Source organism: Vibrio sp. ABH4_348, assembly GCF_056159765.1.
Window position 1 is genome coordinate 1,077,895 of record NZ_JBSWVW010000001.1, and the last position, 17,841, is coordinate 1,095,735.

Consider the following 17,841-nt stretch of genomic DNA (forward strand, 5'->3'; position numbering starts at 1 on the left):
TAAATTGTGAGTACTTCACTATTAGAACAACTGGCAACACATCGTTTTGTTCCTGTCATTCAAATTGACGATGTTGCACATGCGAAGCCTTTGGCGCATGTACTGGTTGCTAACGGCTTGCCTGTTGCGGAAGTGACTTTTCGAACCGATGCTGCGGCAGAAGCGATCAAAATCATGCGAGAAGCGGAGCCTAGCCTTTTGGTTGGTGCTGGGACCGTTTTGACTCGAGAGCAGGCTGATCTGGCCAAAAATTCGGGTGCCGTATTTGCTGTGGCTCCTGGTTTGAATCCAAACATGGTCAAATATTGTCAAGATATTGAGCTGCCTATGGTATCGGGAATTAACAACCCGAGCCAAATAGAGCAGGCTTTGGAGTTAGGCTTAAACTTTTTGAAGTTTTTCCCTGCAGAAGCTTCTGGTGGCATTGCAATGGTGAAGTCACTGCTTGCGCCATACCGCGATGTGAAATTAATGCCAACGGGTGGAATCAATACTCAGAATATCAATGACTATCTGGCTATCGATCGCGTTGTATGTTGTGGCGGCACTTGGATGGTACCGACAAAATTAATGCATGAAGGCAAATGGGATGAGCTGGGCAAATTAATCGCTGAAGCGGCACAACTAGTGAAATCCTAGCCACGTTCAATAAAGCTGTTTAAAAATGACGCCATTATGATGGCGTCATTTTTGTTTCTATCGATTAATTATGGCGTTCGCTAGCTCTTGTGGTTGTTCGCTGATCACCATGTGACCCGCTGAATCTATTACCTTAATGTTGACATTGGGGAAGCGCCTTTGTACGTCGTTAATTTTGCAGGAAATTTCTTCACTTCCTATAACCAGTTCAACGGGAGCTTGCACTAAATCAGTAACTTCTTTGCTTAAAGAAAAACGATTAGTGTATGTCTTGCTTGATTCAATCCCTGTTTGCATCAGCTCAAAAATGAAAGGATCGACTTGATTGCCTTTGGCAACCAAATGACGAGTAAACTTGGCCACTTGTCGCTCTGTTTGATTGAAGATTAGACCGAGAGTGTCTTTTAAAATCGACCAAGAAAATTTGCCTCTTCCAGCGAATGGACAAGGAGCGACTAAAGAAAGCCTAGTCAACGATTGGGGTTGACGAGCCGCGTATTGAAGAGCAAGCCAACATCCAAATGAATACCCCAAGACTTGATGCTCTTCAATATCCAGAGATACCAAGCATTGCTCTAGCCACTCGCCGACAAGATGTTTCTTGGAGACATTGTTGGAGGGTATGGAAGCACCGGGTGAACCGGGAAAATCAATCAGATGACATCGAAAATGGGTACTCAGTTGTTTGATAACTGGCTTGAACATTAGGCTATTAACTGCAGTTCCGTGAAGTAGTACTAAGTGAGGTTTTTGTACATCACCACAGCTTACGATTCTAGTCATACCCATTACTGTTTCAGTTATCGAGTTGTTATAAGCGATTGGCCAAGTGGACCAACCATAAGTAAGCAGTGAATCGATGTCACTCATACCTTTGGCACTTCGATAGACCTTTTTAGAGGCGCCATGAAATTCTCTAGTCATGCCCATGTCTTAAATCCTTTTGCTTAATTATCTTGGAGATAGATTCATGGATTGGCACCAGCTTAGAAAGAGCAATTTGTCATGAATAGATATGACAAATGTCACTACTGGTTTAATTCAAAAAGACTTATTCTGTCCTTACTCAATTAAGTAAGGTTAACTTGTGCCGCTGACAAACCCCGATTGGTTTCCGGAACACATGCGCGCTTCGATGAAAAGTGTGCCATTGTTGTATTCACTCGTTTTTGTTCCCTTATTCTTCGAAGCAACTTCACTAATAGATAAACTTGTGTTTGCCATTTCGGCAATGGTTTATTTTGCTTTGTTTATCAGGTCACTTTGGGAGGGGCACAATACCTACAAACTTCTGGTGGCTAGCCAAATTTCCATCATTGTTCTTTCCAGCTTTTACAGTACGGGTGCGATTGGGTTATTAGCCACAATAGTGCTCTTGTTTGCATGGACCGATAGCAAAAAGCAATATGCGGTTAAACTGGGTGGTTTGCTTGCGCTTTTTTCATGCCTTGCTGTATTGCACGATTGGGCGATGTTAGCTTGGGTGATCGGTTTATTTGCCATCCTAATCAATGGGCCTAACGTATATTTTCAAATCCACGTTGCTAAAGCTGAAAGTGACCAGAAAGCGCGTGATGAAGCCATCGAACTTGAGCGTGAAAGGATCGCTCATGATTTTCATGATCTCATAGGTCAAAACCTAACAGCGATTGCACTGAAAGCAAAACTCATACAAAAGGCGATCGGAACTGAAAATGAATTGGTATCCAAACAAAGTGAAGAAATTGAGCTTTTGTCTCGAGAGGCTCTAACCTCAGCACGAGAGTCGATTAAATCACTTAACCGGTTAACAGTCGCTGCTGAGTTAGCAAACATGCGGTCTTTGATGGCACTAAATGGAATTCAATTCTCATTGGATTCCGTCGATCTTGAATTGACAGATGAAGAGGACAATCAGTTAGCTTATGTTATTCGAGAAGCTGCCACCAATATACTGCGCCACTCGCACGCGAGTTTCGTCTCTATAAATTCGGTGCGAATGAATAATGGGTGGCAGTTACGTATCCAAGATAATGGACTAGCAACCTTGCCTCTTCACGAAGGAGTAGGGCTATCTGGAATGCGTAAGCGAATAAGAAAAATTGATGCTGAGTTTGAGTTGTTTTCCAACCAACCAGGTTTGTCGGTAGTGATTACAAAGGAAGTGGCATGATTAGGCTAGTAGTGGTTGAAGATCAGGTTATGGTGTTAGAAGCATTTTGCGCTTTGCTGCAACTGGAGGAAGATTTTGATGTCGTCGCAAAATTTTCCTCTGGTAAAACGGCCCTCGACTATCTACGGGAAAATGAGATCGATGTCTTAATAACTGATATAGAGATGCCAAACTATTCTGGATTGGACCTTGTCAGGGACATCCAACTTTCTAAGATGAATACTAAACCAATCCTTCTGACAACGTTTGCAAAGTCTGGCTATGCTAACCGTGCGCTTGCTACAGGGGTTAGGGCGTATTTGCTTAAAGATTCTCCGATTGAAGCTCTATGTAAGACTATTCGACAGGTAAACGATGGCGAGACAGTTTTTGCACCCGAACTATTGGACAAAGCTTTTAACTCAACATCGCCACTAACTGAGCGTGAGACGGACATCTTGCAGCTCGTATTAACGGGCGCGTCTAGTAAAGAAATTGGAGAAAAGCTATTTATATCCAACGGTACGGTTCGAAACTACACACATGCGGCCGTACAAAAGCTAGGTACAAAAAATCGAGTAGAAGCGGCACAAATTGCTAAAAAACGCGGATGGATTTAACGATTGAATCCGGCATGAATTAAGTTCCTAATTTGCTAGTTAGCGCTAAGTTGGTTATCATCGTTATTGCGGCTTAGGGTGGGGTTAAGAGGGTGTTTCATGGGATACGAAAAGAGCAGATACCAGATTTTGAATGGTTTGGATTTTGTGGACTTCAGCTAATTACTTTCTGGCTGTATCAGACATTTTTACTCTAATCTCTCCGCTATAAAATCGATAAACGTCCTTACTTTAGCTGACATATGTTTGCGGCTTGGGTAAACCAAACACAAATCATTGGTAATTTTTGGTAGGTTGCCAAACAATTCGACTAGCTCACCATTTTGAATTGCTTCTTCTGCGATTTTTCCCGGTAAACGGGAAATGCCCATTCCTTTCAAGCACATGCTGAGTATCATTTCTGGGCTGTTTGCAGAGAAAACACTGTTTACCGTGACATCAATTGATGAGTCACGATCTTGCTTGTAAGTCCATTGCAGTGGATTTTTTTGCAAGCTGTAAGTAATAGATTTATGGTCTGGTAGCTCTGACGGGTGTGTAGGGGTTCCATTAGCCAACAGGTAACTTGGTGCCGCGACAGTAAACAAATCGATTGTTTTAATTTTCCGGCTGATTAACGTTGAGTCAGACAGTTTGTGTACGGCTCTAACGGCAACATCAATTGCATCGGCTACGAGGTCTACTTGTCGGTCATTTAAGTCAACGTCAATCGTCACTTTTGGATACGCTTCCATAAATTCTGCAAATAGTGGGCTCAGTTCAGTAACGCCAAAGCTAACTGGGCAACTAATCCGCAAGTGCCCTTGAGGTTCAGATTGTTTCCCTCCCAGTAACAACTCTGTCTCCAAGGCGCTATCAACTAACTGTTTGCAGTTTTCATAATACAACTGACCTTCAGGTGTTAAGTTTAGTGTTCGAGTGGTTCTATGCAATAAGCGAACGCCGAGTCTATCTTCTAATTTACTGATCTCTTTACTAATAAATGAAGTTGAATGCTGAGTTGCGTCTGCCGCCTTAGTGAAGCTTCCTGTGTCAACGACAGAGACAAAAATAGTTATGCTCTCAAATAGGTTTGTTTGCATTGCTTGCCCCTCAATGTATTGGAAGTCATTTGGAAATAATTATTCCACATTTAGGCTATTAATGCATTTTTAGACTTAATGTAAAGTTAAATCATTAAGAAACAAGAAGGACAAAAACATGAAAGCTCTTGTATTTGGCGCATCGAATAGTAAAAACTCAATTAACCAAAAATTGGCGCTCTATTCTGCAAAACAGATCTCGGGAGTCGAAATAAATCTTATCGACCTTAATGATTTGGAAATGCCGATTTTTAGTGAAGACCGAGAAAAAGAGCTGGGTTCACCAGAGCAGGCGCAAACTTTTTATAACGCGATTGGTGAGGCAGATGTTTTAGTGGTGTCATACGCCGAACACAACGGTTCTTATACTGCGGCATACAAAAATTTGTTTGATTGGACGTCGAGAATAGATATGAAGGTATTCCAAAACAAACCAATGCTATTATTGTCGACGTCACCGGGCCCTGGTGGGGCGAAGAACGTACTTTCTACAGCAGAAAGCTCAGCTCCCTATTTTGCTGGCGAGGTGAAGGCAGCGATATCATTACCTAGCTTTTACGATAACTACGATGCTGCAAGCGATTCGGTTAGTAACCAAGAGTTCAATACTAAATTGGAACATGCAATAGCGAGTTTATAGACCAAGCCGTTTTCAGCGAGATAAAAAAAGAGGTATTTGCATACCTCTTTTTTGCCTTAACCGCGATTTTTCGGGTCGTTGAACATTTCTTCTACTTTCAACCCCGTTAGCTTCTTCAAGGAGTGGAAGAGGTAAAATAAGGTCACAAAAAACAAAATCATGCTTGGAACCATAATGACTGGGTAACTCAGAGCTGTCATTCGGCCCAATTCGCTATTGTAGGCTTCTGTGCCAGGCTGACTGACAACGACCATCTTTGCCAATACATAATTTAGAACTGAAGATAGAAAAAACGAACCAGCCAAGATATTGGAAGCGACTATCTGTACACGTGGTAGCTTCGATGTCGTCCCTTTTTCTTCCAGTTTTTGTTCAATCTTATCGATATCCAACACATCTCGGTTAAACATCAAGGTCTTTAGAAGTGGGTACTTAGTGTATTGACTGACCACCACTGCTAGTCCGAGTAAGCCGGGAATGGCAGCTTCTTTGATCGCAATGTATTTAGGGTCAAGTTCGAGAAGACTGATCCCACCCGTTAGCAAAACAGAAACGATACCCATGCCAGAGATAAAACTGAATTTGCCAGTTTTCTTCATTTCCCAAATGCCATAGCCAATTGGGAACCCAAGGGCGACAAGAACACCCATGGTTGGGCCTAAGTAGTCTTCACCAGAAAAGCGAGAAAGAATAATGACAGGAATAATAATGTTGAAAAGAAGCTGGTTCAGAAAGCCTGGCTGCTTGGTGTTGGCCGTTGTCACGATAACCTCTGTGTTAAATATTCGTAATGCGACGTCGAGTGTAATGGAAACTGGCAAGAAGGTCAGCATTAGAAACGAAACAGCACGTGTCTGTCACTAATTGAAGTTTGTAACAGGTGATGGTTGTGGACTAAACCTTAAGTAGTCTCGTTACATAGGAAACGCGTCGATGAAAATTTGGATATTGCTACTAGTTACTATGTTTGTATTGTCTGGTTGCCAACTCACTCGGGTAGAGGGCGAGGTTGAAGATGTCGAAGTGTCTATTAGCAAAAAAGGTGAGGCAGACGATGACGACGATTCGCAGGGTAAATTTTGCCCACCGGGACAAGCAAAAAAGGGCAGGTGCTAAGTTGCCAACTTAGTGTGACTGGGTGGTCACACTCTAGATTTGCCGAGCTAGCTTAAATACGGTTATGGTACTGGGATGATGTTTTTGGGAGAGATGTATGAAAAAGCTTCATCGAGTAGGACTTTTGCTGGCTCTGATTATTACTGCGATAATTTGTTATGGCGTGGGTAGCGTAAAAGGTGCAACTACGTTTCTTTTGATGGGTTTAATGCTCGAAGGTGCGTTTTGGTTTAAATTATTGGGAACTAAGAAAAACTGAAACCCCAATAATGTTGGCCGTGTTTGACCTAGTCGAGAAAAGTCCCATTGAACCGATTTGACCGTGTAAATTCGATTTTGCTGTTAATGCAAACCCGCTCTGTAGTCACTGCGAAGTATTTGTCTGAGCACTTTAACGTTTCCGAAAGAACGATTTATCGTGATGTTAGAACATTAGAAACTGCTGGGATTCCCGTTTGTTCTGAAGCTGGTGTTGGTTACTTCCTCGACAAAAACTATCACTTGCCGCCTGTTCGATTCTCGTTAGATGAAGCATCTGCCCTGCTGGTGGGCGAAAAACTGCTCGCGGCTAGTTTAGATAGTAAGTCGAAGCAAGACTTCAATTTGGCTCTTCAGAAAGTTAAAGCAGTGTTCAGCAGCGGTGAAAAAGACGTACTGAGCACATTGGATAAACAAGTCGAAGTCCTGCCTATGGGGAGCTCTTTACCCAATGATCTCCGACAAATTCCAAGCAATGTCCAAGAATATAAACAACAGACCTCTTTAACCAGTGAGGAAAGGGATCTCCAATCTGGAGACAAGTGGTTGCAAGAATGTCGTAAGGCCCTAATTCATCAGAGTATTTTGAATGTTGAATATCAGGCAGTGAACCAAGATACTCCCGTGTTCAGAAACATTGAGCCAATTGGTTTGTATTATTACAGTTGGCATTGGCACTTAATTGCTTGGTGTCAGCTAAGAGATGGCTACCGAGATTTTCGGCTAGATAGAATGAGCTCTTGCCAGCTGACAGGTGACGTGTTTTCCAAGAGAAGTCGACTGACATTGCAAGAGTATCTGAACCAAAGACCAGGTCAGGACGAACTCAAGGAAGTGGTTCTGCTGTTTGGTTTTCGCGCTGCAAAGTTTGTACAAGAGCAGCGATATATGTTCGGGTTTACTGACGAAGAAGTGACGCCGGAAGGCGTAAAAATGCGTTTTTTAACGCCAGTAACAGACTATATGGCACGTTGGTTACTTCAATATTTAGATGAGGTAACAATAGAAAAAGGAACATTGCTCGAACAAAAAATGCGTTCATTTTCTAATGTTCTGAATGAACACTGGTAAATGTTTAGACGCGGTTTACGTGTGAGATGTGGGCTTATTTTTTTATCAGTTTTCGATTTTTCTATCTCTTTACTAATTTCTATCAGCTTCTAAAAACACTCCTGACATAGGGTTGTCAGTAGTCAGTGTCATTGTTTCCCTTGTTGAACTAAACACCATCAAATGAGGAATAACAATGAACAAGACAGCAATTAACCCGTGGCAATGGTCTCTAAATATTGGCTATAACCAAAGCGAGCTTGTAGAAGGTGCGACAACTCAACTCTACTGTGCAGGCCAAACGTCAGTTGATGAAAATGGCGCTCCACAGCACATCGGAGATATGCGAGGCCAAATTTTACTCGCTGTTCAGAATCTAGAAGCCATTCTTGAACAAGCAGATATGAACCTTTCGAATGTCGTTCGACTGCAGATATTTAGTACAGACGTTCAAGAATCAATAAAGAACTTTGATGTGCTAGGTCAAAAATTTGGCCCCTACAACGCTCGACCACCAATGACTCTGTTAGGAGTAACTGAATTGGCGATTCCAGGTTTGATGTTTGAAATTGAAGCAACGGCAGTAAAATAGGTATTCAACCATGGAAATCGTAAAACTGGACGGATTCACGGTCACTGGACTAGCAATTCGCACGTCAAATACTGCTGAGAGTGATCCCACTGCAGCTAAAATTGGTGAGCTGTGGCAGCGATTTGGTACCGAGTTAATGCCGCAACTCAGTACCAATTCAAAAGTGCTTGGAGTATATACCAATTACGAATCGGATTTTCGTGGCAAGTATGATGTCTATGCCGCCGCAACAGAATTAACGACTAATCACCAAGACGTTCAGTCACTCAATATAGAACAGGGTAACTATTTGGTGTTTACTAAATCTGGAGAAATGCCTCAAGCGGTAATTAAAGCATGGCAGGAGGTATGGGCCTATTTTGACGAGGAGAATTGCCCTTATCAACGTTCATACACGACAGACTATGAATGGTACAAAGCGGATACTGAAGTTCAGGTGCTGATTGCAATCCAATAAGGTATAAATACTCAGATATGGGTACAAGTGTTGGAAATGTTGGACTAGCTTAGTTAATCCAACACTTGTATTCGAACTCGGTTTTCAATGTCGGTTAAATACAATTGGAAATCGTCTTGAGAGCAGAAGGGGATCACCGCTTGATATCGCTCAGCTTCTTTCGAGTATTCAATTGGAATCAAGGCTCCTTCAAAAATCGGCAATTCAACGAAAATCTCGTGTGAGACCAATTTGTTGTACGCAATCAATGTGAAGTTAGCTTGTTGCAATGGCACAAAGGCACCATCAATTAAGTTCAGTTGATAACTGGGGTGATCACACATCTTTCTGGATAGTGAACACTCCACTTGTTGATAGGTATCGCTATCGGTTACAAATGACGCACTAGCTAAAGGGCTACTTAAAAATAAGCTTAGACTTAGCGTAACGCTCATCGCATGTCGTAGTGTAGAGGGCATCATCTTTGAGTATTCTTACTTGGTACTTTTGGTGCAGTTTGCCTGTGTCAGTCCTTTAGCTCAATGAGTTAGATCAGTTTGCTAGCTTCTAGTACGCAGTTTCTGTATTAGAGTCACGGTATATTGAGAATTCGATGATTCACCTAATTAGAACACTAGATCTGGTTCATTTTATTGACTAAAAAATCGATAAACGCGCGAATACCCGGTTTTAAATAGGGTGTATTGGCGTAGTACGCATAAATTGAACCGCTTCCTTCCTCGTACAAGGAGGGCTTCCAATCGGTCAGTAGCGGAACCAACTGATTTTTGATTTCCGCTTTTTTAGACATCCAAGATGGGAGTTGGACTATACCGGCTCCGTCTATGGCCGCACTCAACAATGCTTCACCGCCGGTTGATGTCAAATTCCCTTTTATTTCAACTTTATAGACGTCGCTTTGGTTTCTGAAGTACCACCAAGTTTGTTGCCGTTTCCGATTAAGTGTTAGGCAGTTATGCGCGATTAAATCGTCTGGATGGTTAGGGATGCCACGACGCGATAAGTAGCGTTCAGAGGCGAGGACTTGCGTATGATTGTCGATGAGCTTTCTTGCTTTTAATCCGGAATCTTTTGGCTTACCAATTCGTATCGCAATGTCCACTGGGTCTGAATACAGATCGACCACTCTATTTTCATACTCAATCTGCATGGTGACCGATGGATAAAGAGCCAAGAATTCGGCAATCCAGGGACCGATCACATTTCTTCCAAAGCTTTCAAACACTGAAACCGAAAGCAAACCAGTAACGGTTCTTCCCCGTGGGCTGACACTATTTAGCAGAGCTTCTGACTGCTCTACCAATGGTCGCGCACCTTTAACAAACGTTATTCCATCTTCTGTTAGCGAGATAGATCGAGTGCTCCGTTTTAGCAAGGTCGTTTTGGTTAGCGCTTCAAGCGAGTCCATTTTTCGGGCAACAGAAGAAGGCGCCATATTTAGCTGAGCACCTGCTTTTGAGAAGCTGCCTGTCTCGATGACTTTTAACAACACCTGAATCAGTTCTAACATCTATTAACCTTTGCGATTTGTGCAAAAAACAATTGCAATATCTCTGTATTCTATATTTTTTAGCAAAGATTAACATGGTTAGCGAACAACAAAACATAACCTGATAAAGGAGACTCTGATGTCTATTCGTCTACCATTTAATCGCGTACCTCAAAGTGCTATCGAAAAACTCATGTCGGTAGAAAATTACTTATCTGATCTACCTGAGTTTGATACTCGCACTTTGGAGTTGATGCGAATTTACGTATCAAACCTGAATCAGTGTGCTTACTGCGTGGATATGCATTACAAAGAAGCCTTGGCTGCCGGCGAAACACCGGAGCGTTTAGCCTCTATTCTTGTCTGGAAGGGTTTACCGTTTTATTCAGACAAAGAGAGAGCGATCCTAGCCTGGGCCGAAGCTTTGACACTACAAAAACCAGAGAGTGAAATTTCCCAAGCATTTCAGACATTGACGGAGCATTACAGCCAAGAAAACATTGCGAACTTGACCATAGCCATAACGCAAATCGATAGTTGGAACCATATTTGTAAAGCCTTTGGATGGCCCGGTGGCCATTACGAAGTAGGGCAGCACTAGCCGCTTATTTTATAGATAAACCATTAAAAGTTGGCGTTTGCCAACTTTTTTACTTTTGAGTTTTCCAATACACAAATGTCTAGCCTCCTGACAGACCCTGACAGGAGAAGTATGTCGAAGAGATGGAAAAGCGACGAAGTGTCAATATCCTAGCTAAAGGGAAAGAAACGAACTCATCGACAAAAGGAAAGACTATGTTAAAGGGTAGCTGTTGTTGCAAAACCGTAAAATTTGAACTCAGTGAGGCTCCCAGTATTATGGGGACTTGTCACTGTTCCAGGTGCCGGAAGCTGGGAATCAGTACATCGGTGTTTGTAAACTCTAAGGCGTTTAGAATAGTTGAGGGGCATGAAAAAATTTCAGTTTATAAAGCGGTTTCTCCTAACATCTATGACCGATGTTTTTGTTCCGTTTGTGGCACTGCATTAGGGGAAGTGTTTTCGAAAGAGGAGTCGTTTCCGGTTGCTGCGAACTGTTTTGATGATGAATTGAGTATTTCAAATCAAATGCACGAACACGTTGAAGACAAACCAAGCTGGTTACAAATTAGTGATACATAGTGGCAGTAAGATCGTTTGTCAGTTAAGTCTACTTTAAAGGGCTCGCATCAATAGCGAACGGCTTTTTGATAAGCAACAAAAAACCAAGACCGCATTTAAGGCCTTGGTTTTTATACTAGAGAGCTTCACGTTTTTATGCTGCTCACTGCTTGATTTAATTCGTTGACATTGCTGTGCAAATCTTGAACTAACGGGGTGAGTTCACCAATGGTTTGATTCATTTCTTCGGATAAGGTTTTAATTGAGGAAAGATTGGAAGAAATTTCACCACTTACTGTCAATTGCTCTTCGGTAGCTGAAGCTATTGACGAGTTGAAACTGTGTATTTCCGAGACCGATTGTTTGATGACCTGAAGAGATTGGTTGGCGCTCTGAATGTTCTCCGTCGTTAAGGTCATTTTGTCTGAACTACTCCCGATAGACTCGGTGGATTCATTGGCTTTTTGCTGCAAAATTTGAATCATATTTTCAATTTCAACTGTCGATTCTTGCGTTCGTTGTGCTAGCGAGCGGACTTCATCTGCAACCACGGCAAATCCGCGTCCTTGTTCACCCGCTCTAGCTGCTTCAATTGCGGCATTGAGTGCAAGTAAGTTAGTTTGCTCTGCGATTGCTTTAATTACGTCGAGCACGTTACCTACATTGTTGCTTTCCGATGCCAGTTGATTGATAACTTCGGTGGCTTGACCAAAATCATTTTGCAATTGACTAAACTCATTGGAAGTTCGACTGATAATACCAGCGCCATTGCTGGACTCTTTTTCGGCTTGAGCCGCGTGTTCTTCTGCTTGGTTTGTGCTTTGCGTAACATTCGACAAGGCCGATGTCATCTCTTCCATTGCGGTTGCCGCCATTTCTAGTTCACGGTTTTGCTTATCGGAAAGTTGGGCGTTATGAGTGGAAATGTGTTCGAGTTTAGAAGATATCGACGTTATAGCTTGGTTGAGCGAGTGAATTTTGGTGATAGTACTTGCGTAACTATTCAGGACTTTGTTGATAGCGCTGCCGATCACCGATAACTCGTTGTTACCTGATTGAGAAACGGCCAATGTTAAATTGGACTGGTCATCAATTTCTTTTAGTGTTGTCGCCATTGCACTGATGGGTTTAACTACTTTTTTGTTGACCAAAACATAGCCCAAAATGGCAATGACAAAGACGACGACCAGAATGGCGTTACCCAGCAATACCGTATTGATGACATTCCGCGCCGCTGCCACGAGTTGGTTCTGAGTTCGAGCTTCTAGAGCCACAAAAAATTTGTCAATTGGCGCCATAATTTTGGCTTTTTCGACATGGTATTCTTGGCTATGTAAAAGCTGAGTTGCACCTGCGAAATCGGGCTCTTTTTTTATGGTGTAGCTGCCGGAATTGTCAGGATAGAGACCCTTGACTGCATTCATGGCGCGAACTTCCATGTTGACCAATGCGTCTGAATTTCGTTGAGCTTCGTCGAGTAAGTCAAATTCTTGAGCGCTAAATCCTAAATCAGTTTTCATTTGCTTAAGGGCAATTGTTGCGCCGTCCGGTTTAGGTTTATCCCCATAATTCAGTACTAAATCCCAATAGATAGTGTGATAGTTTTCTGGACGAGGTTTTTTGCCGTTTCGTATATCCAAGATGTCCATATACATCTTTTCGTATTTTTCATCCCCGGTTACGACATAAGTGCGCCCTAAGCGAGTTAAGTCGTCAGAGCTTTGTCGCAATTCATCCGCCGCTTGATAGGATTGATAACGGATATCTGACATCACTCTCAGCTCTTCCATCAGGCCATTTAATCGCAAAATGGTGACAGCACTGATTAGCATGCCAATGGCAATGACCCCAAAAACGAGTTTCATCGTGTTGTTTATTGTCATCGAATTGTATCCCTAGCCTAAATGTCCACATTGTTTAACTGTTTTAAATATAGAGCATATTTCTAAAGTTTTAGCGGAAGGGAGCTTGGTGGTGAATTAGCGCAGGATATGATTTGTGTTTACGCAAACTTTGATCGTTATGACGCGAGAAAGTTAACAATTTGTTACCGAGCCCCTGGTTTTTGGCACACGGATTACAGTACGGTTGAGGTTGGTAATTGTTAAGGACAAGCTATGACCAACGACACACTCTTCCATAATCATTCTGCTCTATATCGTTCATCTCGACCCACTTATCCTCAAAGCCTATACGATAAAATCGAACAGCATTGTGCTGAGAAAACTGCTGCCTGGGATTGTGCGACAGGCAATGGACAAGCCGCCATTCACCTCGCGACGCTTTTTGAAAAGGTGCACGCCAGCGACATCAGTTCAAACCAAATAGAGCAAGCTATTGAGCAATCCAATGTTGAGTTTCTGGTTTGTCCTGCAGAAGAAACGCCTTTCCCAGATAATCATTTTGATTTGGTAACCGTAGCTCAAGCGCTGCATTGGTTTGATTTTGATAAATATTGGGTGGAAGTTAATCGCGTTTTAAAAGAAGGCGGATTGTTCTGCGCTTTTGGTTACGGTTGGCTATACGCACACAACGCTCTAGATTCAGAGGTGATAGAGCCCTTCAAGCGTGAAATTTCAAGCTTTTGGGCAGCAGAAAATCAATTGTTAATTGATGGGTACAAAGACGTAAAGTTTCCATTTGAAGAAATTGATTTTGGTGAACACCAAATACACGTCTCTTGGACTGTTGACCAGTTGTTTGACTATTTAATGTCGTGGTCTGCTTCTCAACGTTACCAAGCGCGATACGGCGATAAAGCGTTAATGTCACTTAAAGCGAGAGCTGTCGAGATTGTTGGGACAAAAACAGTGGTCGACTTAGTCATGCCACTAACCGTCGTTGCTGGTTACAAAAAATAGATAATTCAAAGTCTTATCAAGCAATGTTTCAATTGAAGAGAATACATCTCCCAAAAATGGTGTTATGTTCGCTTTGAATTTTGACAGCTAATTTAGGTGAGTTAAGTGGTATCCCAAATTAAGTTACAACCAGTCGATCAGCAAAACTTTCGAGAAGTAATCGGTCTTGAGCTCGACGAGAGCCAAAAGGCTTATGTGTCCACCAACGTTTTTTCTATGGCAGAGGTATCAATAAACCCTGACTACCAGCCGCGTGCGTTGCTGGTGGAGGAAAAAGTCGTAGGTTTTGTTATGTATACCGAGTGGGTCAATGCCAATTGGATGAAAGAGCAAAAGCCCGGCGAGTATTACATCTTTAGAGCCATGATTGATAAAAATGAACAAGGCAAAGGCTATGGCCGAAAAATGATGGAGCTGGTGCTCGATGAAATCAAAGCGAAAAACCCTAAGATTATTCACATCGTTTATTGTGATCAGAACGTCGCGGCCCGGTCTTTATATAAAAGTCTAGGCTTTGTAGAGAATGGACGTTTTGACTGTGGTGATCTCGCGGCAAGAATTGAGTTTTGATTAAACATACCTAAGTCAAAACGTCCTAGTCCTCACTAGCAACCGCTTTTGGTAAATTTTCTCTGATGTACTCGGCTAGCGCTTTGATATGCGCCGGTACGCCAAGTCTAGAAGGCATCAACAAACTTAAACTGGCTGATTGCGATATCCAATCTGGCAAAACTCTGGTTAGCTGACCTAGTTGAACCGGAGTTTTGCAGACGTAATCGGGTAATGCGATTACACCCAAGCCATTAATGGCCGCATGTCGCAATGTCGACATATCCTCAGAGCACATGACTATTTTGGTAGATTGATGAGTCCGCAAGCCATCTTTGTGCAGTAAGGGGATGGCATCTTTCGCATTGGCCCGGCCCACTTTTAGCATACGGCAATTAGCCAAATCATAAGGGCTCTCCAACTTGTCTATGGACTGAAGGTAATCGGGTGATGCGTATAACGGCCATTCCACTTTGGTAATAAAGCGTTGTATTAATGTTGAGTCGGGTAGGTCTCCGCTGTGGCCGCGAATTGCAATGTCTATTCCCTCGGCAACGAGATCAACATGTGTATTAGAGACTCTCTGTTCGACAAGCACTTGAGGGTGGAGTGACGCGAACTCAGCTATCAGGTCTATCAGTGCAAACTGTGCGACACCCGTTGAGCAACTTATTACCACTTTACCGCTAAGCTCTCCCGAACGACTTTCCATGGCGGCTTCTGCGAGCTCCATGTTGTCTACCAGATTTCTTGCATGTTGATAGAAGCGCATTCCTTCATTGGTCACAGTGACATTACGAGAAGTTCTCTGCAGCAGCCTGACTCCCAGCCGTTCTTCCAGCTGCGTAACATGCCGGCTCAAGCGAGATTTTGGCATGTTGAGTTCGCGAGCAGCCGCGGAATAGCCCTGCTTTTCCACAACGTGCACGAAATAAAAGTAATCGTTTAGATCTATTTTCATAGCGTTCTATTATTGGAACGAATGGTTTGAATTTTAGCCGTTTTTTTGATTAATCCAAGAGTCTATAGTGTTTTTAAGCCAACAAATGGAACAAATAAAATGAAAACACTTAATGCTCAACAGATAAAAGCAACGGGAAATCCACTAAGCGTAGGTAATGGTTTCAGTGGGTTAGGGTTTCGCCATTCTCAGTTTAACGGAACCATGGACCCAATTATCATGGTCGATCACTACACTATGACGACACCTACATTTGGAGCACATCCACATGCGGGAATTTCAGCAGTTTCTGTGTTGTTTGAAGATACAGAGGGAAAATTCAACAACAGAGATTCACTCGGTAATGATTTTGATATCGATGCGGGTGATTTGTACTGGCTAAATGCAGGTTCCGGTGCGCTACATGACGAAGCACCACGCGAGGGTGCAAAAATTCACGGCTTACAGATATTTGTTAATTTACCGGCAGTTCTAAAACACAAAGCTCCAAGCTCGTTGCATATCAAGAAACAAGCGATGCCGACAATAGAAGGTGTCGGCCATAGAGTACGTTTGGTTTTGGGCGAGAGCAACGGTTATCGCCTAGAAGAAAAAGCAGTATGGCCTTTTACCATTTTGGATGGTTATGTAGGTCAAAAGTCAGACTTTTCACACCAGATTCAGAAGGGGTTCAATACATGGCTGTATGCTGTTGAAGGCAATATTCAATATCAGGTCGATGGCGAATGGTTCGAACTACAACAAGGGACGTCGGTCACGATCAGCAGCGCCGATTCTGACCTTATTTCAGTGAAAGGAGAATCGGACAATCATAGCCATTTTGTGGTGCTTTCAGGTGAGACCGTCAACGAGGCATTTGTTCAGCAAGGTCCTTTTGCAATGAGTAATCAATCTGAGATTGATGATGTTGTCGCAAGATACCAAGCCGGAAAACTAGGCTCACTTTAACTCGCAACAAATACGCATATCTATTAAGCCAATTTGAAATAGGAATAAAGCATGAAACTACTTACTTTTGCCGCCAGTAACAGCAAGCAATCCATCAATAAACAGCTAGTAAAATATGCTGCAAGTAGAATCGCTGACGTAAATATTGATTACGTCGACATAAACGATTTTGACTTGCCAATCTATAACATTGATTTGGAAGAAGAGTATGGCATTCCTACAGCAGCTCATTCTTTTGCAAAGAACATTGCAGAGGCTGACGCAGTATTGATTTCACTTGCCGAACACAATGGCAATTACACAGTAGCCTTTAAGAACTTGTTTGACTGGCTAAGCCGTATTGACCGAAATGTATATCAAAGTAAACCATTAGTGTTATTGGCAACGTCTCCAGGTCCCGGCGGTGCTAAGAATGTTCTGAAACTTGCAGTAGAAGCTGCCCCTCATTTTGGTGGAAACTTAATTGGCCAGTTAAGTATTCCGAGTTTCTATGACAACTTTAGTACTGAAGAGCAACGTTTGATAAACCAAGACTTGGACGATCAACTTACAGAGTTACTGCGTCATTTAGAAAGCATAACGGCAAGCAAAGAGTTCCAAGACTAAGGAGGACGTGTTATGAAACAAGAGCGGATAGAGTTTTATCTATTTTCAGCCATCATGTCTTTGATCATGTCTGGCGGAATGTCATTAGCGATGGGGTTGATCACTGTTGAGTTGGTAGAAGCACTAAGCACGTGGCCAATGATGTGGATATTGTCATTTGCTGTTGCATTTCCGCTGAGCGTTTTTGTGGTACCAGTTACTCAAAAGTTGGTAAACAGACTAGTTGGTAATAAACCCTGAGAGGAAAATGTGGAACTTGTACAGCTGACATTTCAAGAGAGGCCAGCGGCTTATCAACTTTACCGTTCAGCGCTTTTTGAAGACATAGAACAAACGTTTGGCTGGGATGAGGAATTCCAACAGCAAAGGTTTAATACTAGCTACTCACTAGAGAACTGCTACTGGGTATTTTCTAACAAGACGCGAGTCGGTTTTGTGTGTTACCGACTCGACCATGACAACCTTCATCTTCATTTACTGGTTATAGAAGAGAAGTTTAGAAGAAGAGGTTTTGGGAAAACTTGCGTAATACTACTGCAAGACATCGCTAAAAAAGCTGAATGTAATCGGTTCACATTGAGTGTATTTAACAGTAATTCTTTTAACAAAAGTTATTATCAAGAACTTGGTTTTGAAGTAGTTGAACAAGACCAGCACTTCTCGGAGTTGGCTAAATACCTGTGATTATTCAGCATGATTGAC

General features: G+C 42.5%; 24 protein-coding genes. 17 read left to right on the top strand and 7 right to left on the bottom strand.

All coding sequences use genetic code 11. The features are described from left to right. Positions 1-6: 6 nt before the first annotated feature. Positions 7-639: a bifunctional 4-hydroxy-2-oxoglutarate aldolase/2-dehydro-3-deoxy-phosphogluconate aldolase gene (locus tag ACXAFJ_RS04810; protein WP_475321791.1), complete on the top strand. Its 633-nt coding sequence runs from the start codon at positions 7-9 to the stop codon at positions 637-639. 57 nt (positions 640-696) lie between these two features. Here ACXAFJ_RS04810 and ACXAFJ_RS04815 read toward each other — a convergent pair whose 3' ends face one another. Beyond that, a complete protein-coding gene (locus tag ACXAFJ_RS04815) occupies positions 697-1,563 on the bottom strand; it encodes an alpha/beta fold hydrolase (RefSeq protein ID WP_475321792.1) in 867 nt (288 codons plus the stop codon). Between the two features lie 163 nt (positions 1,564-1,726). On the opposite strand from ACXAFJ_RS04815, the gene ACXAFJ_RS04820 reads away from it, so the two are divergent. Both ACXAFJ_RS04820 and ACXAFJ_RS04825 read left to right on the top strand, forming a co-directional pair. Next, positions 1,727-2,791 (top strand): sensor histidine kinase, encoded by a 1,065-nt coding sequence (locus tag ACXAFJ_RS04820; protein ID WP_475321794.1) that lies wholly within the window; start codon positions 1,727-1,729, stop codon positions 2,789-2,791. Continuing rightward, complete coding sequence (locus ACXAFJ_RS04825; protein ID WP_475321795.1) at positions 2,788-3,390, top strand: response regulator; 603 nt, start codon at positions 2,788-2,790, stop codon at positions 3,388-3,390. The genes ACXAFJ_RS04820 and ACXAFJ_RS04825 overlap by 4 nt, the downstream gene beginning before the upstream one ends. A gap of 188 nt (positions 3,391-3,578) precedes the next feature. Here the strand turns inward: ACXAFJ_RS04825 and ACXAFJ_RS04830 are convergent, their stop codons facing one another. Then, on the bottom strand, positions 3,579-4,472 hold the full coding sequence (locus ACXAFJ_RS04830) for a LysR family transcriptional regulator (RefSeq protein WP_475321797.1): 894 nt from the start codon (positions 4,470-4,472) through the stop codon (positions 3,579-3,581). A 118-nt stretch (positions 4,473-4,590) separates the two neighbouring features. On the opposite strand from ACXAFJ_RS04830, the gene ACXAFJ_RS04835 reads away from it, so the two are divergent. Then, entirely contained in the window at positions 4,591-5,112 is a 522-nt protein-coding gene (locus tag ACXAFJ_RS04835) for an NADPH-dependent FMN reductase (protein ID WP_475321798.1), read from the top strand. A gap of 56 nt (positions 5,113-5,168) precedes the next feature. Here ACXAFJ_RS04835 and ACXAFJ_RS04840 read toward each other — a convergent pair whose 3' ends face one another. Further along, positions 5,169-5,876, bottom strand: a complete 708-nt coding sequence (locus ACXAFJ_RS04840) for a VC0807 family protein (protein ID WP_475321799.1) — start codon at positions 5,874-5,876, stop codon at positions 5,169-5,171. Between the two features lie 169 nt (positions 5,877-6,045). On the opposite strand from ACXAFJ_RS04840, the gene ACXAFJ_RS04845 reads away from it, so the two are divergent. The 5 genes from ACXAFJ_RS04845 to ACXAFJ_RS04865 all read left to right on the top strand — a co-directional run bounded on the left by ACXAFJ_RS04845 (position 6,046) and on the right by ACXAFJ_RS04865 (position 8,585). Continuing rightward, positions 6,046-6,228: a hypothetical protein gene (locus ACXAFJ_RS04845; RefSeq protein ID WP_475321801.1), complete on the top strand. Its 183-nt coding sequence runs from the start codon at positions 6,046-6,048 to the stop codon at positions 6,226-6,228. Positions 6,229-6,325: 97 nt separating this feature from the next. After that, complete coding sequence (locus ACXAFJ_RS04850) at positions 6,326-6,487, top strand: hypothetical protein (protein WP_475321802.1); 162 nt, start codon at positions 6,326-6,328, stop codon at positions 6,485-6,487. 47 nt (positions 6,488-6,534) lie between these two features. Then, on the top strand, positions 6,535-7,557 hold the full coding sequence (locus tag ACXAFJ_RS04855; protein WP_475321803.1) for a helix-turn-helix transcriptional regulator: 1,023 nt from the start codon (positions 6,535-6,537) through the stop codon (positions 7,555-7,557). A gap of 175 nt (positions 7,558-7,732) precedes the next feature. Then, a complete protein-coding gene (locus tag ACXAFJ_RS04860) occupies positions 7,733-8,128 on the top strand; it encodes a RidA family protein (protein ID WP_475321805.1) in 396 nt (131 codons plus the stop codon). 10 nt (positions 8,129-8,138) lie between these two features. Then, the gene (locus ACXAFJ_RS04865; protein WP_475321806.1) at positions 8,139-8,585 is read left to right on the top strand and encodes a GyrI-like domain-containing protein; all 447 of its coding nucleotides are present in this window, start codon (positions 8,139-8,141) and stop codon (positions 8,583-8,585) included. A gap of 53 nt (positions 8,586-8,638) precedes the next feature. Here the strand turns inward: ACXAFJ_RS04865 and ACXAFJ_RS04870 are convergent, their stop codons facing one another. Together ACXAFJ_RS04870 and ACXAFJ_RS04875 are read right to left on the bottom strand one after the other, a co-directional pair. After that, positions 8,639-9,019 (bottom strand): hypothetical protein, encoded by a 381-nt coding sequence (locus ACXAFJ_RS04870; RefSeq protein ID WP_475321807.1) that lies wholly within the window; start codon positions 9,017-9,019, stop codon positions 8,639-8,641. A gap of 179 nt (positions 9,020-9,198) precedes the next feature. Then, positions 9,199-10,095, bottom strand: a complete 897-nt coding sequence (locus ACXAFJ_RS04875) for a LysR family transcriptional regulator (protein WP_475321809.1) — start codon at positions 10,093-10,095, stop codon at positions 9,199-9,201. Between the two features lie 118 nt (positions 10,096-10,213). Between ACXAFJ_RS04875 and ACXAFJ_RS04880 the strand changes: the two genes are divergently transcribed. Continuing rightward, positions 10,214-10,675 (top strand): carboxymuconolactone decarboxylase family protein, encoded by a 462-nt coding sequence (locus ACXAFJ_RS04880; RefSeq protein ID WP_475321810.1) that lies wholly within the window; start codon positions 10,214-10,216, stop codon positions 10,673-10,675. Positions 10,676-10,869: 194 nt separating this feature from the next. Further along, positions 10,870-11,235, top strand: coding sequence for a GFA family protein (locus ACXAFJ_RS04885; protein ID WP_475321811.1), 366 nt, complete (start codon positions 10,870-10,872; stop codon positions 11,233-11,235). A gap of 125 nt (positions 11,236-11,360) precedes the next feature. Here the strand turns inward: ACXAFJ_RS04885 and ACXAFJ_RS04890 are convergent, their stop codons facing one another. Next, complete coding sequence (locus tag ACXAFJ_RS04890) at positions 11,361-13,097, bottom strand: methyl-accepting chemotaxis protein (protein WP_475321812.1); 1,737 nt, start codon at positions 13,095-13,097, stop codon at positions 11,361-11,363. Between the two features lie 234 nt (positions 13,098-13,331). Between ACXAFJ_RS04890 and ACXAFJ_RS04895 the strand changes: the two genes are divergently transcribed. Then, positions 13,332-14,075, top strand: coding sequence for a class I SAM-dependent methyltransferase (locus tag ACXAFJ_RS04895; protein ID WP_475321814.1), 744 nt, complete (start codon positions 13,332-13,334; stop codon positions 14,073-14,075). 105 nt (positions 14,076-14,180) lie between these two features. Next, positions 14,181-14,645, top strand: coding sequence for a GNAT family N-acetyltransferase (locus ACXAFJ_RS04900; protein WP_475321815.1), 465 nt, complete (start codon positions 14,181-14,183; stop codon positions 14,643-14,645). Positions 14,646-14,670: 25 nt separating this feature from the next. Here ACXAFJ_RS04900 and ACXAFJ_RS04905 read toward each other — a convergent pair whose 3' ends face one another. Then, positions 14,671-15,585 (bottom strand): LysR substrate-binding domain-containing protein, encoded by a 915-nt coding sequence (locus ACXAFJ_RS04905; RefSeq protein WP_475321817.1) that lies wholly within the window; start codon positions 15,583-15,585, stop codon positions 14,671-14,673. A 99-nt stretch (positions 15,586-15,684) separates the two neighbouring features. Here ACXAFJ_RS04905 and ACXAFJ_RS04910 point away from each other — a divergent pair, with 99 nt between their 5' ends. Genes ACXAFJ_RS04910 through ACXAFJ_RS04925 form a run of 4 tightly spaced genes read left to right on the top strand, consistent with a single transcriptional unit; the run spans position 15,685 to position 17,823 of the window. Further along, the gene (locus ACXAFJ_RS04910) at positions 15,685-16,533 is read left to right on the top strand and encodes a pirin family protein (protein ID WP_475321818.1); all 849 of its coding nucleotides are present in this window, start codon (positions 15,685-15,687) and stop codon (positions 16,531-16,533) included. 51 nt (positions 16,534-16,584) lie between these two features. Beyond that, a complete protein-coding gene (locus ACXAFJ_RS04915) occupies positions 16,585-17,139 on the top strand; it encodes an NADPH-dependent FMN reductase (protein ID WP_475321819.1) in 555 nt (184 codons plus the stop codon). Positions 17,140-17,151: 12 nt separating this feature from the next. Then, positions 17,152-17,379 carry a DUF2798 domain-containing protein gene (locus tag ACXAFJ_RS04920; RefSeq protein ID WP_475321820.1) on the top strand — a complete coding sequence of 76 codons (228 nt, stop codon included), beginning with the start codon at positions 17,152-17,154 and terminating at the stop codon, positions 17,377-17,379. A 9-nt stretch (positions 17,380-17,388) separates the two neighbouring features. After that, complete coding sequence (locus ACXAFJ_RS04925) at positions 17,389-17,823, top strand: GNAT family N-acetyltransferase (protein ID WP_475321822.1); 435 nt, start codon at positions 17,389-17,391, stop codon at positions 17,821-17,823. Positions 17,824-17,841 lie beyond the last annotated feature (18 nt).

Bases quoted from the DNA above. Each gene is read 5' to 3' on its own strand.
- ACXAFJ_RS04815 (WP_475321792.1), bottom strand. From the start codon at position 1,563: ATGACTAGAGAATTTCATGGCGCCTCTAAAAAGGTCTATCGAAGTGCC.
- ACXAFJ_RS04825 (WP_475321795.1), top strand. From the start codon at position 2,788: ATGATTAGGCTAGTAGTGGTTGAAGATCAGGTTATGGTGTTAGAAGCA.
- ACXAFJ_RS04830 (WP_475321797.1), bottom strand. From the start codon at position 4,472: ATGCAAACAAACCTATTTGAGAGCATAACTATTTTTGTCTCTGTCGTT.
- ACXAFJ_RS04835 (WP_475321798.1), top strand. From the start codon at position 4,591: ATGAAAGCTCTTGTATTTGGCGCATCGAATAGTAAAAACTCAATTAAC.
- ACXAFJ_RS04845 (WP_475321801.1), top strand. From the start codon at position 6,046: ATGAAAATTTGGATATTGCTACTAGTTACTATGTTTGTATTGTCTGGT.
- ACXAFJ_RS04850 (WP_475321802.1), top strand. From the start codon at position 6,326: ATGAAAAAGCTTCATCGAGTAGGACTTTTGCTGGCTCTGATTATTACT.
- ACXAFJ_RS04860 (WP_475321805.1), top strand. From the start codon at position 7,733: ATGAACAAGACAGCAATTAACCCGTGGCAATGGTCTCTAAATATTGGC.
- ACXAFJ_RS04865 (WP_475321806.1), top strand. From the start codon at position 8,139: ATGGAAATCGTAAAACTGGACGGATTCACGGTCACTGGACTAGCAATT.
- ACXAFJ_RS04870 (WP_475321807.1), bottom strand. From the start codon at position 9,019: ATGAGCGTTACGCTAAGTCTAAGCTTATTTTTAAGTAGCCCTTTAGCT.
- ACXAFJ_RS04875 (WP_475321809.1), bottom strand. From the start codon at position 10,095: ATGTTAGAACTGATTCAGGTGTTGTTAAAAGTCATCGAGACAGGCAGC.
- ACXAFJ_RS04880 (WP_475321810.1), top strand. From the start codon at position 10,214: ATGTCTATTCGTCTACCATTTAATCGCGTACCTCAAAGTGCTATCGAA.
- ACXAFJ_RS04885 (WP_475321811.1), top strand. From the start codon at position 10,870: ATGTTAAAGGGTAGCTGTTGTTGCAAAACCGTAAAATTTGAACTCAGT.
- ACXAFJ_RS04890 (WP_475321812.1), bottom strand. From the start codon at position 13,097: ATGACAATAAACAACACGATGAAACTCGTTTTTGGGGTCATTGCCATT.
- ACXAFJ_RS04895 (WP_475321814.1), top strand. From the start codon at position 13,332: ATGACCAACGACACACTCTTCCATAATCATTCTGCTCTATATCGTTCA.
- ACXAFJ_RS04905 (WP_475321817.1), bottom strand. From the start codon at position 15,585: ATGAAAATAGATCTAAACGATTACTTTTATTTCGTGCACGTTGTGGAA.
- ACXAFJ_RS04910 (WP_475321818.1), top strand. From the start codon at position 15,685: ATGAAAACACTTAATGCTCAACAGATAAAAGCAACGGGAAATCCACTA.
- ACXAFJ_RS04915 (WP_475321819.1), top strand. From the start codon at position 16,585: ATGAAACTACTTACTTTTGCCGCCAGTAACAGCAAGCAATCCATCAAT.
- ACXAFJ_RS04920 (WP_475321820.1), top strand. From the start codon at position 17,152: ATGAAACAAGAGCGGATAGAGTTTTATCTATTTTCAGCCATCATGTCT.